Consider the following 13,255-nt stretch of genomic DNA (forward strand, 5'->3'; position numbering starts at 1 on the left):
GCCGAAGCGAGAGCCGGACGCGCCGAAGGCCCCGCCTCCCCCACCACCGCCGCCTCCGACCATCACGGCCTCGACGCTCCGCGCCCATACCGGGACGGCATAGCTTCCATCAGCGGTCAGGACCGCCACGGCCCGCCGCCCCGCGCCCTGCGCAAACGTCGTCCGGCCCGTCGCTCGGTCGACGGCGAAGGCGTCATGCCAGCTCGACCCGTCGGCGCTGACCTTGAGCCTCAGGTCATCATCCCCGACCAGACCCAGTTCCGCCCGACCGCCCCATCCGCTCTGGAACAGCAGCGACAGGACATCGCCGGTCGCCTCCTTGTTCAGCGTCAGCCGCAGATCGCCCGTGCCCCCGGCCCAGGCCTCCAGCGCCGTCCACAGGGCGGTATTCAGCCGCGCCGCGAAAGGATTGCCTGCGTCCGCAGTCGTCCCGATGCCGAGCCGGCTCAGCGCCTGCGCCACGCCCAGCCTCGCACCCAGCGGCGACCAGTCCCCGCCGTGCCGCACCACGACCTCGTCGGCGTCCGCCACCAGGGCGATCAGGCCGTCGCCGGCCTCCACGACCGTCCAGCCGCCGCCCTCCGCCCGCATCAGCGCCCCTACCGGTCGCGTGCTCCAGTCCGCGCCCGTCGCCCCGGACGGCAGGATCCACAGACCGCCGTCATCGGGCGCGCCCGGCTGGGCCGTGGTCGTGCGGCTGACCACCACGGTCTGGACGATCGCGTCCAGCCGGGTCAGGGCCTCGTTCAGGGTGACGTGCTTTTGCATCTGCCCGGCCGCCAGATACGGCAGGGCCAGCCGGGCGCTGTGATCGTCGCTCATGGAAGTCTCCGAAATCGTGTCGGAGATCAGTCTGGAGGGGCGGCTACCTCAGGCGGGCTGATGACGCTGTCGGCGGCATGAAACGCCGCATTATCAACGATCTGATGCGCAGGAATATGCTGACAATCGGCGAAATGGTAGCGGGGAGACCGTAGTTGGAAGGGCTGGACGGCCTCCCCGCCGACGGGCCCGCAGGCTGTCAGGACCAGGCGGCGCGCTTGCGCGACACCGCGATCGTACCCGTCACGACAGCTACGGCGTCAGATGGCCGGCGGATGCAGCCTAGAGCCGCTGGAACACACCCTGGGCGACGACCGGGCCGTCCGGCTTGTTCGGCGCCGGCGTATGGCCGGGAGCCTCCATGGAGACCGCGACGGCGTTCGCGGATCCGGCGGGGCCGGACAGCGCCTGGCCAAGGCTGTGGCGTGAGGTAGACGAGCCGTCGATGGCGCCGACCAGCTGGACCCCGCCCTCCGGCATGACCAGCCACAGGTGCGGCACCCGCGCATCGCCCGCCATTTCGTTGGTCGGGGCCAGATAGAGTTCGCCGGTGCCGGCGTCATAGGCCAGCGTCATCGCCGCCGCGCCGCTCTCCAGCGTCAGGGTCGCGACGCGGATGACTGCGGGCGCCGGAGCTACGGGGGCGACCGGGGCAGGCTGCGGCTGCATCGCCAGCATGACAACCGCCGCCAGACTGGCCGCCAGCAGGCCCGTCGATCCGATGGCCCAGCGCCGCCAGAAGACGACCGTATTGTCATTGGCGGCGGCCGGCGGCGTCAGCCCCGCCTCCACGCGCGGCCAGACCCAGGGCGAGGGCTCCACCGGCGCGATCCCGTGGGCCAGTCCGCCCAGCCGCTCATTCCAGGCATCCACATGGGAGGCGAAGGCGGGGTCGGCGGCCTCACGGGCGCGGGCCGCGGCCTCGTCCTCTGGCGAAAGAACGCGCAAGGCCAGTTCCCCGGCCAAGGCCTGATCTTCGTCCATTCCGCCGATATCGGTCGAGTCGGTCATGATTCGAGACACGTCCTCAGCCGCATCAATCCGCGCCGGATCCAGCTCTTCATCGTCCCCAGCGGCACATTCTCGCGCACGGCGAGGGCGTCATAGGTCACGCCTTCCATGAAGGCCGTGCGGATGGCGCCCCCGGTCTTGTCGTCCAGCTGACCGAGACAGTCGTTCAGACGCCGCACGTCGTCGCCGGTCTCCAGCGCCTGCGCCGGAGAAGGGGCGTCGTCCGCGATGACCGTGACAGCCTCATCGATCGGCGTCGATTTGCGCATCGCAGCGCCCGACCGCAGCCGGTCGATCGCGCGGTTGCGGGCGATGGTCACCAGCCAGGTGATGGGGCTCGCACGGGACGCGTCGAAGCTCCCGGCCTTCCTCCATACGGTCAGATAGGTGTCCTGCAAGACGTCCTCGGCTAGCTGTCGGTCAGCCAAGATACGCAGGGTCACGCCCAATAGCTTCGCCGAGGTCGCCTCATAGACGCGGCGGAAGGCGGCGCGGTCCCCTTCGCCCGCGCGGCCGAGCGCCTGGGCCAGTTCGTCTCGGGTCAGAATCGCGCTCATTCAGTGGTCCGGCAAAGCATGGGTTGGAAATGGCGGTGACTGCGGGAGTTCGTCAAGCGGTTCAGTCGTGCAGATAGACGATGCGCCGCAGCTTCGGGTTCCGACGCATGTCGGCGACATGGCCCTCATAGGCGCCTGAGGCCCGCGCCTCCCGCTCATTGGCCTCGACCCAGTGGGTGGTCTCAATGTCCTTCTGCAGCGCCTTGGCCGCCAGCAGGTGGCCCTGGAAGACGACGTCCAGCAGGTCCGGAGCGATCGACAGCAGCGGGACCTCGCCAGTCAGGGTGATCACGCCGTCGAGTCCCAGATAGCCGAACATCTGCGCCAGTGTCGCCGGGGTGGCCCTTGCCCGCACCGCCTGCAGCAGCAACCAACCGGAGGCGCCAAGGCTGTAGACCGACCCGACAACCGGTATCCACGTCAGCAGGCCGTCCAGCCCGATTCCGAACGGGCCGATTCCGACCGCCCGGTCGGACAGTTTCTTGACGCCCTCGACATTGGACCAGATCTTCTCGATATCCGCGACGGACCGTCTGGCCATCTCTGCCCTCCTGAAGCGAGACCGTAACGCGCCATGACGAACCTCGTTCAGCCGGAAAGGCAAGCATCGTTCGCAAATCGGCTCGTGTGGCTCGTCCGGCTCGCCCTGGCGGGTTTGATCGCGACCCCGACGTTCGTGGGTCTGGTCGCGCTCTCCGGCATGCGGAACCAGTACGCCGATCTGCTGGCCCAGTTCACGGCGCCCGCCCTGTTCGCCACCGTGGGGCTCGGCCTCTTCCTCGTGTTCGTCAAACAGCGGCGGTGGGCCGCCGCGGCGGTCGTGCCGGCCGCCTTGCTGCTGATCGCCGTCGGCCCCCAGTGGTATCCAACGGCCTCACGCCCCGAGGCCGGAGCCGACACCATCCGGCTCTACTCCGCCAACCTCTGGGTCCGGAACCGCGATCTGGACGCCATCGCCGCCTCCATCCGTCAGGCCGACGCCGACGTCGTCATGCTGATCGAGCTGGGCGACGCCACTGCACCCCATCTGGATGCGCTGGTCGGCGATTATCCCCATCGGATCGCAAGCCCCCGGATTCACCGCCCGAACGGCGCGGTCCGGTCGGTGATCGCCTCCCGCTATCCGCTCACCGCGCTCCCCCGGCCGGCCGGGGTAGAGGCGGTCGGAGCGAGGGCGGCGACACCCCTCGGCGCGCTGAATCTCGTCAGCATCCATCTGACCCGACCGTGGCCCTTCGAGGAATCGTGGGGGCAGATCAGCCAGACGATGGCCCTGGATGAGATGCTTGAGGGATTGAACGGTCCCGTCGTGGTCGCCGGCGATTTCAACAGCGTCTCCACCGCCCGCATCGGCAAACAGGTCCAGCGCGACATCGGCCTTCGTCCTGCGCCGGGCTTTCCCGGGACTTGGCCCGCCGCCGTGCCCTCGGCTCTGGCGATCACCATCGACCAGATCTACGCCTCGCCGGACCTCGCCTTCGTCAGCCGCCGGCTCGGCCGCCCGACCGGTTCGGACCATCGCCCGGTGGTGGTTGAGATCACCCGCGCGGCGGATTGAGCAGGGCGGCCAGCCGTTCGGCATGACCCTCTGACGGAAAGTCCTCGGCGATCCACCGCTCCTCGAACGCCTTCAGCAGCCGCCCCGTCTCCGGCCCCGGTTCGACGCCCAGTCGGGCCAGTTCCCGGCCCCCGACCGGCATGGACGGGCGCCGCCAGCCTTCCGCCAACGCCAGCAAACGTTGCGCGGCATCCGCCTCTCCGGGGGTTTCCGCCCAGCGTCGATGCAAGGCATCGGCGACGGCGCGCTGGCCGTGGCGATAGACGGCGGCCCGGACCTCGGGATCGCGCATCGTCAGGCTTGCGACGGGCGCGGCGCGAGCCGCATCGGCCAGCCGGTCGCGGGTTGAGTTTGGAAATCGCAGGCGTATCGAGACATCTCTCACAAGGCGCTCGTCGATCGGCATCAATGTCATCAGGCGGATGACGGGATCGACGCTCGTCTTGACCGCTCCATCGAACAACGGACCCCTCTCCGCCTCCGGCAGGATCTGCGCCAGCACCCCGGCCTCGGCCATCGCCGCCATGGCGACGCGGGGATCGGGCGCGGCCAGCAGGGTCATCAACTCCTTGGAGACCCGTTCGGCCGACAGCCGCGTCATCCCGGACGCCAACGCCCGACAGGCCGCCAGCGCCGCCCGGTCAGGCTCGCCCCGGCCGTACCAGGCGAAGAAGCGGAAGAAGCGCAGGATGCGCAGATAGTCCTCCCGGATGCGCGTCTCCGGATCGCCGACAAAGACGATCCGTCCCGCCGCCGCATCGGCCACGCCCTCGCCGGTCGGATCGAACACCCGCCCCTCGCCGTCGGCGTACAGGGCGTTCAGGCGGAAATCCCGGCGCGCCGCGTCCTCGGCCCAGTCGTCGGTGAAGGCCACGGTGGCGTTTCGCCCGTCGGTGGAGACGTCGCGGCGCAGGGTGGTGATCTCGAACGGCTGGCGCTCCGACACCGCCGTCACCGTGCCGTGGGCGATGCCGGTGGGCACAGACTTCAGACCGGCGGTGCGGATGGCCCGGTCGGTCGCTTCAGGCTTCAAGGTCGTCGCGATATCGATATCGGCCACTGGCGCGCCGATCAGGGCGTTGCGTACGCAGCCGCCGACGAAGCGGGCGCAACCGGGGCCACCCGCTGCTTCCAGCGCGGCCATGACGGCGCGGGTCGCCGAATCCGTCAGCCAGGGCTGGTCGTCGAGCCGCATCACGCCGCGTCCTCCGCGACCACATCGGCGCTGGCATCCTCGCCGTAAAGCCGCGTCCGCAGCGCCCGCACGATCCCCGCCGTCACGCCCCAGATGTAGCGCTCCTCATGGGTGATGGCCCAGTACCAGCGGCGCGGCTGGCCCTCGCGGTCATAGGAGTCGCGGCGATGGTTGGCCGGATCCATCAGATAGTCCCACGGCACCTCGAACACCTCGGCCACCTCGTCCAGCGACGGGGTCGTGGCCGGCGTGGCGGTCAGCCAGCCAATTACCGGCGTCACCAGAAAGCCGGTGCCGGTCTCATAGGCGTCGCCGACGCCCAGCACCTCGACCAGCGCGGGGTCCAGCGCCACCTCCTCGAAGGCCTCGCGCAAGGCCGCCTCGACCGCCGTCTCGCCGGGATCGAGCCGCCCGCCGGCAAAGGCGATCTGGCCCGTGTGGCTGGCCAGACTGTCAGACCGACGGGTCATCAGGACCACGGCCCCCTCCGGGCCGGCGATCACCGGGATGAGAACCGCGGCAGGCCTGAGCGTCCGCACGGGCCGCTCGGCGTCAGGATTCAGGTCGAAGTCCGACCGCGCGGGCGCACGATCCGCTGTCCAGCTGCCCGCCGGTTCCAGCTGCTCGATCAGACGCTCGCGCAGGGTCGCCAGACTCATTCAACGCCCGCCCCGACCGGACCGAGCGCGAACGCCACGCCGCCCGACCGCACCGTCAGCCGCCCATTCTCGACGGTCGCCATCTCGACCAGTTCATAGAAGACCGGTCGCACAATCCGGGCCCACAGATCGGCGCGGACGTGCACGGAAGGCGAAGGCTCGCCAGTCTCTGCATCCGTATCGACGCGGATCGGATGCTCGGGTCCGGCCTCGGTCTCGTCGCCGACATCGGTGGTGAAGACCAGCGCCTCGCCCCGCTGTGCAACGCTCACGGCGCGAAACGGCAGGTCCTCGACCGTGATCGACAGCTTCTCGCCCGGCGTGACCAGCACATAGCCGTCCTCATCCCTGCGCAGCACGGTCGAGAACAGCCGCACCAGTTCCGCCCGCCCGATCGGCGAGCCCTCATGCATCCACAGGCCGTCGCGGCGAATGACGATGTCGATCTCGCCGCAATGGGCCGGGTGCCACAGATGCACCGGCGGCAGCCCACGACCCGGCGCCTGCTTCGCCGCCGCCGCGACGCCCGCCAGTCCGGTCTTGCTGTCCGGGGATTCCACCATGGCCAAGACTTAGGCCGCGTCGGGCGGATCGGAAAGGCGTCGACCACCGAACTCAGGCCGGTCGCACCGCTCCCGCCGCCTCGCCATCGCCTCGCCACAGCACCCGCCGCTGATCGACAGGCCCGTTCAGCCGCGCATCCGGCGCCGGCCGGAATCCGAACCGGCCGAACCAGGGAAGATCACCGACCAGCAGGATGCCGGCGTCCCCGGCGTGATCCACGCAGGCCTGCACCAGATCGGCCCCCAGTCCGGCCCGGCGGCTGGCCGCCGAAACCGCGATGGGGCCGAGAAACAACGCAGGCTGTCCGTCGATGGTGATGGCCCACAGCCGCACCGAGCCGATGACCTGTCCGTTCTCGCGCGCCACGAACCCGGCCGCGATCCGCGCCCGCTCCCGCAACCGCTCCGCCGTCTTGGCGAACCGGCCCGGACCGAAGGCGGCCAGCACGAGCGCCTCGACCGCCGCCGCATCGCCGGGGGCTTCGATCTCTATGCGCAGCGGCGCGGGTCTGGCGGGGGCGTCGAACATGAGGGCGCGCAACTAGGGCTCGCCGACCTGCGAATCAACCGGCTTTTGAAAAGTCGGGGGCGCGCTTCTGGCTGAAGGCCATGAAGGCCTCCATCGCCTCGGGGCTGGTCATCTGGCTCCCGAAGGCCTCGCCCTCGCGCTGCATCAGGGTCCATAGCCGCTCCGCGTCGCGCATCAGCCGCTTGGTCTTGCGGATGGAGTTGGGCGCCCGCGCGGCCAGTTTGCCGGCCAGGTCCGCCGCGACCGCGTCGACCTGATCCGCCGGGACCGCCCGGTTGGCCAGTCCCCAGGCCACCGCCGTCCGCCCGTCGATGGGCTCGCCGAGCGCGAACAGCTCGAACGCCCGCTGATGACCCAGCACCGCCGGCAGCAGCATTGAGGACGCCGCCTCGGGGGCCAGCGCCAGGTTGATGAAGGGAACCGACAGCAGGGCGTCCTCGGCCACCACCACCATGTCGCAATGCAGCAGCATCGTCAGGCCGATCCCGACCGCCCGCCCCCGCACCGCCGCCACCGCCGGCTTGTCCAGCTCAGCCAGCGCCTTGAGGAAGTCGAACACCGGCATCTGCGCCGGCTGCTGCCCTTGCGAGCCCAGCGCGATGAAGTCGGCGATGTCGTTGCCTGCCGAGAAGCTGTCGCCCTGGCCCTTGAAGACCAGCACCCGTACGGCGTCGTCGGTCCGCGCCCGTACGGTCGCCTCGGCCAGCACGGCGTACATGGCCTGGGTGATGGCGTTCTTTTTCTCCGGCCGCGCCAGGGTGACGGTCAGGACGCCGCCCGACAGTTCCGTCTGAATTTGGTCGCTCACGCCGCCTCTCCCCGTTTGATCATCGTCCACCAGTCCACCCCGTCCGCATCGCGGACCTTGCTGACCCGGCCCCGACGCAGCAGATAGTTCAGATGTGCGATCGCCTCGCCCGTGGCCATCCCCCGCACCCCGTCCCCGACCGCCCGCGCGAACAGGGCGCCGAAGACATCGACGGCCCGTTTCGGCGTCTGCAACGTCTTCTCCAGCCGCTTCAGCGAAACCTCATGCCCCCGGATCAGGGCGTCCAGCCGCGTGTGCACGCCATGGAAAGGCTCGCCATGCGACGGCAGGATCAGGCCGTCGTGGGGCAGGATCCCCTTCATCCGCTCCAGCGAGTCCAGCCAGTCGCCCAGCGGATCCGCGTCCGGCTCGGTCGGCCAGACCGACACATTCGAAGATATCCGCGGCAGGATCTGGTCCCCGCCCAGCACCACGCCGTCGGCCTCGCGCCACAGGCAGGCATGCTCCGGGCTGTGCCCCTCGCCGACCACTACGCGCCAGTCCTGCCCGCCGATGCTCAGCCGGTCCCCCTCGCGCATACGCACATAGCCGGTCGGCATCGGCGATACCGCCCGGCCGAACTGGCCGTATTCCCGCCGGTACGTCTCGATCTGCGCTTCATCCCAGCCCGCGGCGCGATAGTGGACCGCCCCCGCTTCCGGCGCCGGCTGTCCGGTATCCGCCAGCAGCATCCGCGCGGTGACATATTCCACCCGCGTCATCACCAGCGGCGCGCCCGTCCGCTCGCACAGCCAGCCCGCCAGTCCGATATGGTCGGGGTGCATATGGGTGCAGATGACCCGCGTCACCGGCCGCCCGCCCAGCGGTCCTTCCAGCAGTGCGTCCCAGCGGTCGCGCGAGTCGGGAATGTTCAGCCCGGTGTCGATCAGGGCCCAGCCTTCACCGTCCTCGATCGCATAGACATTGATGTGGTTCAGGGCGATCGGCATCGACAGCCGCATCCACAGTACGCCCGGCGCGACCTCGATCGCCTCCCCAAACCCGGGCGGGACCGGATGCGGATAGGTCAGGCCGCGCCCGTCCCGCGCCGCCTGATCGATCTCCGCCGGGACAACGCCGTCCGCCAAGTCCGTCTCCAATTGAAACTCATGACCTTGATACCCTCAAGCGACCGTCGTCGTCCAGCCGCTCGCGAGCGCATGCCTTGACCCCGCCACATCGGCCCGCCAAGGGTTGAGCCAACATTTTTCCTGTTCGGAGTAGTCTCGTGTTCCACAGAAAGTTGCTCGCGCTCGTGGGCGGCGCCGTCGCCCTGGCGCTGGTCGCGACCCAGCCCGCCTTCGCCCAGGACGTCCCCCAGGACCCCGGGACAGGCGGTCGTTCCGAATCGGACCGGGCCTCCGGCAATATTCGCGGCGACGGCGTGCTGCCCGGCCGCGTCGGCGGCGGTCGTCGCGACCGCGTGCCGGACAACCGCGCGACCCGCAATCGGCCCGCGCCGCCCCCGGTCGCCCCGACGCCCGAGGAAATCAAGGCCGCCGCCCAGGCGCTGGTCGTCGCCACCGGCGGTGCCTGCACGGTGACCGAGGCCTCCCAGCCGGGCATGAACGCCGAACAGCAGAAAATCTACGAGGCCGCCTGCTCGGAAGGCCCCGGCCTGATCCTTATCGAGTCGACGCCGCCCCAGAACTTCAACTGCCTCGAGCTGGCCGGCACCGCCTACACGGCCCGCCTGCGCGATCCTGCCGCCGACGTCGGCCAGCAGTGCACCCTGCCCGCCAACCAGAATGGTCTGGCCGTGATCGGCGGCTGGGCCCGCGACGCCGGTGTCACCTGCACGGTCGACGAGGCCGTGGCCATCGGCAAGAGCGACGCCGACAACATCGTCTATGAGGTCGGCTGCGCGGGTGTTGACGGCTACTGGCTTGAGAGGGTCGGCACCGGCTGGAAGCTCCAGGACTGCCTGCAGATCTCGTCCGTCGGCGGTACCTGCCGCTTCACCACCGGCCAGGAACAGGCCGACGGCTTCGAGCCCAAACTGGCCGGTACGGAAGCCGCTGCCTGCGATGTCACCCAGGTCCGCCTGATGGGCCAGAACGCCAACGGCCGCTTCTATGAAGCCAAATGCGCCGCCGAGGGCGAAGGCTATATCGCCCGCATCAACGCCGAGGGCGTGACCCAGCAGATCTATCCCTGCGCCACCGCCCAGCGCATCGGCGGCGGCTGCCGGTTCACCCCGGCCCCGGCCCTGCCGCCGACCGAGTAAGCGGACCACGGTTCGATCGAGATGACGCCCCGGAGTTCGCTCCGGGGCGTTTTCGTTAGAGCGAAATCGGTCCTGGTGGACGCAGTCCGCCGGGGCTCAGATTTCGCTCCAGCATAATTCCGGACGACTTTGCCGTCAGTTTGGTCGACCTGACGGCAAAGTCGTCGGGGCGATCCCTTCTTCACAGACCGCCCCGACGCGCCGTAAGCATGGCGCATGCGCATCGCCACCTGGAACGTGAACTCCGTCAACGCCCGCCTGCCGACAGTGCTGGCGTGGCTGGAAGCGGCCCAGCCCGACGTGGTCGGCTTCCAGGAGATCAAATGTCTCGACGAGAAATTCCCCCGCGAGGCCTTTGAATCGCTCGGCTACAATGTCGAGACCCAGGGCCAGAAGACCTACAACGGCGTCGCCCTGCTCTCGAAATATCCGCTCAGCGACGTGCGGCGCGGCCTGCCCGGCGTCGACGCCTCGGGCTTCGAGGCCGAGTTCGAACAGGCCCGCTACATCGAGGCCGTGATCGAATGCCCGCGGCCGGTCCGCGTCGGCTGCCTCTACCTGCCCAACGGCAACCCGATCGGCACGGAAAAGTTCGCCTACAAACTGGCCTGGATGGACCGGTTGCAGGCCCATGCGAAGGACCTGCTGCGGCAGGAAGAGGCCTTCACCCTCTGCGGCGACTACAACGTCATACCCACCCCGGACGACGCGAAGAACCCGTCCGCCTGGGTGACCGACGCCCTGTTCCAGCCCGAGAGTCGCGCCGCCTTCCGGGCCCTGACCCATCTCGGCCTGTCCGAGGCCGGCGCGCTGGGCAAACAGCCGCCCGGGACCTTCACCTTCTGGGACTACCAGGCCGGGGCCTGGCAGCGCGACCACGGCATCCGCATCGACTTCCACCTGCTCTCGCCCCAGGCCGCCGACCGCTTCGTCGGCGTCGAGACCCATCGCGACGCCCGCGACATGGAGAAGCCTTCGGACCACGTCCCCGTCGTCGTCGAGCTGGAGGACTGAGCTTGGCCGACGTCCTCAGGGTCATATTGCTGGTGGCCTTGGCGGCGGCGGCCCTGACCACGGGCGCCCTGGTCCTGAACTGGTGGATGGAGCCGATCCGCCGCATGCGCCGGGCCCTGCTGAAATCGCTCGGCGTCACGCCCGAGGCCGAGGCCCTGTCCCCTGCCGAGGGCCGCGCCGCCGGTCTCGACTTTGACGGCGCCCAGGTCGCGGTCCTGTGGAACCGGGGCGGCTCCGGTCTGGTCTATGCCTTCGAGGAGATCGAGGGCGGCGAGATCATCGTCGACGGCCATGTCGTCGCCCGCGTCCGCCGCGGCGAGGCCCGCAAGGCGCTCGATCTTCTGGCCCCCGACGCCGAACAGGTGGTGCTGCGACTGATGTTCGCCGACGCCCGCCATCCCGAGTTCGAACTGGCCCTCTGGGACGCCACCCTCCCCGTCCAGACCGGCTCCCCCGGCGAGGCCCTGAGACTGGGCCGCCGCTGGCTCTCGCACCTCGAGGCCCTGCTGAAAGGCTAGGCTCCGCGGTCGGTGCGTGGCTTCTCGCGAGCAGGTTCATCACAAAGGACACGAAGGAATTCACGAAGGGCACAAAGGAACCGGGTGCGCGTCCAGATCGGAGCTTCCCTTTTCGGGGATCATGGGATCGCGGCATTCGCCGCCTGACCCGATCGAGGCCTTGGCCTCGATCCAGAGTCGTCTCGCTGCTCGACGGCGAGGCCAGCTGGATCCTCCTCACAGGACCCCTGGTGTCCTTCGTGAATTCCTTCGTGTCCTTTGTGATGAACCAGCTTTCGCTTGGGCGAAGGAGCGGGAGGCGAGGCAACCCAAGCACGGATAGCGCCCGCAGCCCTTCCTCCCCCGCCCCCGGACCGCTAGAACCCCCCATTCCCTGTGACCGAGTTCCCCGAGGAGCCCCCGTGGCCCGCCTGTTCGACGCCTACATCATCGCTGACTGGACCGCCGCCGAGGGCAAGAAGCTCGGCGAGGGCTCCGTCTGGCTCGGCGTGGCCAAACGCGATGTGCGTTTCCGCCTCTATACCGAGACCCACAATGTCGCGACGCGGGCCGAGGGCGAGGCCCTGCTGGCCTCCCTGCTGGCCGAACACCGCAAGCGCGGCGACCGGGTCCTGGTCGGCTTCGACTTCAATTTCGGCTTCCCCGCCGGCACGGCCGAGCGGCTGAAGCTCACCGGAACCCCGTGGTCGGCGATGTGGAAATTCCTCGCCTCCAACGTGGTCGACAAGCCCGACAACACCAACAACCGTTACCAGGTCGCGGCCAAGATCAACCGCCTCATGACCGACAACGCCTGGCCCATGTGGGGCGCCCCGGCCAATCAGGCCCAGCGCTGGCTGACCACGACCAAGCCCCCCGCCGGCTCGGGCGCCGACATCCCCGAATACCGCGCGACGCAGGACGCGGCCCGCAAGGGCAAGCTCCAGCCCAAGAGCGTCTGGCAGATGCACGGCGCCGGCGCCGTCGGCGGCCAGACCCTCGTCGGCGTCCCCGCTGTTCGCCGCCTGCTCGAGAAGCTCGGCCCCTCGGGCGCCGTCTGGCCCTTCGGCACCGGCTGGCGCGCGCTGGACGCCGCCGATGTCGAGCCCCTCTCGGCCCTCGTCGTCGAGGTCTACCCGTCCATGTTCAACGCCAGACCGAACGAAGGCGAGTTCAAGGACCAGGCCCAGGTCCGCGTCACCGCCGAACATTTCGCCGCGCTCGACGAGGCCGGAACCCTCTCCGCCGCCTTCGCCCCGCCCAAGGGCGCGACCGAGGCCCTGATCGCGAAGGTCGAGCAGGAAGAAGGCTGGATTCTGGGGGCGTAGCTCTTTGCTTTCGTCATCCTCCGGCAAGCCGCGCCTTCGCGGCGCAGACCGGGGGACCCAGCGGCGCGCCCGAGCGCGACCCTGTCGGGAGCACAGTGTTTGGGCATAGGCTGTTTGCATTCGCCGGTGTTTCGCCGCCGTCGCGGCGCCGCTGGGTCCCCCGGTCTCGCTGCGCTCGCCGGAGGATGACGACAGCAGAAGAGGGAGCACCACCCTGACCCGCCACCCCCTCATCATCGCCCACCGCGGCGCCTCCGGCGAACGCCCCGAGCACACCCGCGCCGCCTATGACCTCGCCATCCAGCAAGGCGCCGACGTCATCGAACCCGATCTGGTCATGACCGCCGACGGCGTCCTGATCGTGCGCCACGAGAACGAGATCGGCGGAACCACCGACGTCGCCGCCCACCCCGCCTTCGCCCACCGCCACACGACGAAGACCATCGACGGACGGCCCGTCACCGGCTGGTTCACCGAGGACTTCACC

At 69.6% G+C, this 13,255-nt stretch carries 16 protein-coding genes; 6 read left to right on the forward strand and 10 right to left on the reverse strand.

Annotated features, from left to right (window positions below):
- From B3E43_RS14145 to B3E43_RS14160, 4 genes are all read right to left on the reverse strand, one after another.
- Window positions 1-822: DUF2793 domain-containing protein (locus B3E43_RS14145; RefSeq protein ID WP_292030599.1), on the reverse strand; the 822-nt coding region annotated here is incomplete at its 3' end.
- 282 nt (window positions 823-1,104) lie between these two features.
- Complete coding sequence (locus B3E43_RS14150) at window positions 1,105-1,833, reverse strand: anti-sigma factor (RefSeq protein ID WP_292030602.1); 729 nt, start codon at window positions 1,831-1,833, stop codon at window positions 1,105-1,107.
- Window positions 1,830-2,390: a sigma-70 family RNA polymerase sigma factor gene (locus B3E43_RS14155; RefSeq protein ID WP_292030604.1), complete on the reverse strand. Its 561-nt coding sequence runs from the start codon at window positions 2,388-2,390 to the stop codon at window positions 1,830-1,832. The genes B3E43_RS14150 and B3E43_RS14155 overlap by 4 nt, the downstream gene beginning before the upstream one ends.
- 61 nt (window positions 2,391-2,451) lie before the next feature.
- Window positions 2,452-2,931 carry a DUF4112 domain-containing protein gene (locus B3E43_RS14160; RefSeq protein ID WP_292030606.1) on the reverse strand — a complete coding sequence of 160 codons (480 nt, stop codon included), beginning with the start codon at window positions 2,929-2,931 and terminating at the stop codon, window positions 2,452-2,454.
- An 84-nt stretch (window positions 2,932-3,015) separates the two neighbouring features.
- On the opposite strand from B3E43_RS14160, the gene B3E43_RS14165 reads away from it, so the two are divergent.
- Window positions 3,016-3,948 carry an endonuclease/exonuclease/phosphatase family protein gene (locus tag B3E43_RS14165; protein WP_292030608.1) on the forward strand — a complete coding sequence of 311 codons (933 nt, stop codon included), beginning with the start codon at window positions 3,016-3,018 and terminating at the stop codon, window positions 3,946-3,948.
- Here the strand turns inward: B3E43_RS14165 and B3E43_RS14170 are convergent.
- The 6 genes from B3E43_RS14170 to B3E43_RS14195 are packed head-to-tail and all read right to left on the reverse strand — an operon-like array spanning window position 3,929 to window position 8,790.
- A complete protein-coding gene (locus B3E43_RS14170) occupies window positions 3,929-5,143 on the reverse strand; it encodes a CCA tRNA nucleotidyltransferase (RefSeq protein WP_292030708.1) in 1,215 nt (404 codons plus the stop codon). The genes B3E43_RS14165 and B3E43_RS14170 overlap by 20 nt on opposite strands.
- Complete coding sequence (locus B3E43_RS14175) at window positions 5,143-5,802, reverse strand: CoA pyrophosphatase (protein ID WP_292030610.1); 660 nt, start codon at window positions 5,800-5,802, stop codon at window positions 5,143-5,145. The genes B3E43_RS14170 and B3E43_RS14175 overlap by 1 nt, the downstream gene beginning before the upstream one ends.
- Complete coding sequence (locus B3E43_RS14180) at window positions 5,799-6,365, reverse strand: DUF1285 domain-containing protein (RefSeq protein WP_292030613.1); 567 nt, start codon at window positions 6,363-6,365, stop codon at window positions 5,799-5,801. The genes B3E43_RS14175 and B3E43_RS14180 overlap by 4 nt, the downstream gene beginning before the upstream one ends.
- A gap of 52 nt (window positions 6,366-6,417) precedes the next feature.
- The gene (locus B3E43_RS14185) at window positions 6,418-6,894 is read right to left on the reverse strand and encodes a GNAT family N-acetyltransferase (protein WP_292030615.1); all 477 of its coding nucleotides are present in this window, start codon (window positions 6,892-6,894) and stop codon (window positions 6,418-6,420) included.
- A 34-nt stretch (window positions 6,895-6,928) separates the two neighbouring features.
- On the reverse strand, window positions 6,929-7,702 hold the full coding sequence (locus B3E43_RS14190; protein WP_292030617.1) for an enoyl-CoA hydratase: 774 nt from the start codon (window positions 7,700-7,702) through the stop codon (window positions 6,929-6,931).
- Complete coding sequence (locus B3E43_RS14195) at window positions 7,699-8,790, reverse strand: MBL fold metallo-hydrolase (RefSeq protein WP_292030619.1); 1,092 nt, start codon at window positions 8,788-8,790, stop codon at window positions 7,699-7,701. Before B3E43_RS14195 ends, B3E43_RS14190 begins: the two co-directional genes overlap by 4 nt.
- A gap of 140 nt (window positions 8,791-8,930) precedes the next feature.
- Here B3E43_RS14195 and B3E43_RS14200 point away from each other — a divergent pair, with 140 nt between their 5' ends.
- The 5 genes from B3E43_RS14200 to B3E43_RS14220 form a co-directional block, all read left to right on the forward strand.
- Window positions 8,931-9,929 (forward strand): hypothetical protein, encoded by a 999-nt coding sequence (locus tag B3E43_RS14200; protein WP_292030621.1) that lies wholly within the window; start codon window positions 8,931-8,933, stop codon window positions 9,927-9,929.
- 216 nt (window positions 9,930-10,145) lie between these two features.
- On the forward strand, window positions 10,146-10,943 hold the full coding sequence (gene xth, locus B3E43_RS14205; protein WP_292030622.1) for an exodeoxyribonuclease III: 798 nt from the start codon (window positions 10,146-10,148) through the stop codon (window positions 10,941-10,943).
- A gap of 2 nt (window positions 10,944-10,945) precedes the next feature.
- Window positions 10,946-11,461 carry a hypothetical protein gene (locus B3E43_RS14210; protein WP_292030625.1) on the forward strand — a complete coding sequence of 172 codons (516 nt, stop codon included), beginning with the start codon at window positions 10,946-10,948 and terminating at the stop codon, window positions 11,459-11,461.
- Between the two features lie 401 nt (window positions 11,462-11,862).
- Window positions 11,863-12,768, forward strand: coding sequence for a cobalamin biosynthesis protein CbiG (locus B3E43_RS14215; protein ID WP_292030627.1), 906 nt, complete (start codon window positions 11,863-11,865; stop codon window positions 12,766-12,768).
- Between the two features lie 169 nt (window positions 12,769-12,937).
- A partial coding sequence (locus tag B3E43_RS14220) for a glycerophosphodiester phosphodiesterase family protein (RefSeq protein ID WP_292030709.1) occupies window positions 12,938-13,255 on the forward strand: 318 nt, incomplete at its 3' end.

It is taken from the genome of Brevundimonas sp. UBA2416 (genome assembly GCF_002343105.1).
In the GTDB taxonomy this organism is placed as follows: Bacteria; Pseudomonadota; Alphaproteobacteria; order Caulobacterales; family Caulobacteraceae; genus Brevundimonas.

Coding starts and splice junctions, on each gene's coding strand:
- B3E43_RS14150 (WP_292030602.1), bottom strand. CDS start 1,833: ATGACCGACTCGACCGATATCGGCGGAATGGACGAAGATCAGGCCTTG.
- B3E43_RS14155 (WP_292030604.1), bottom strand. CDS start 2,390: ATGAGCGCGATTCTGACCCGAGACGAACTGGCCCAGGCGCTCGGCCGC.
- B3E43_RS14160 (WP_292030606.1), bottom strand. CDS start 2,931: ATGGCCAGACGGTCCGTCGCGGATATCGAGAAGATCTGGTCCAATGTC.
- B3E43_RS14170 (WP_292030708.1), bottom strand. CDS start 5,143: ATGCGGCTCGACGACCAGCCCTGGCTGACGGATTCGGCGACCCGCGCC.
- B3E43_RS14175 (WP_292030610.1), bottom strand. CDS start 5,802: ATGAGTCTGGCGACCCTGCGCGAGCGTCTGATCGAGCAGCTGGAACCG.
- B3E43_RS14180 (WP_292030613.1), bottom strand. CDS start 6,365: ATGGTGGAATCCCCGGACAGCAAGACCGGACTGGCGGGCGTCGCGGCG.
- B3E43_RS14185 (WP_292030615.1), bottom strand. CDS start 6,894: ATGTTCGACGCCCCCGCCAGACCCGCGCCGCTGCGCATAGAGATCGAA.
- xth (WP_292030622.1), top strand. CDS start 10,146: ATGCGCATCGCCACCTGGAACGTGAACTCCGTCAACGCCCGCCTGCCG.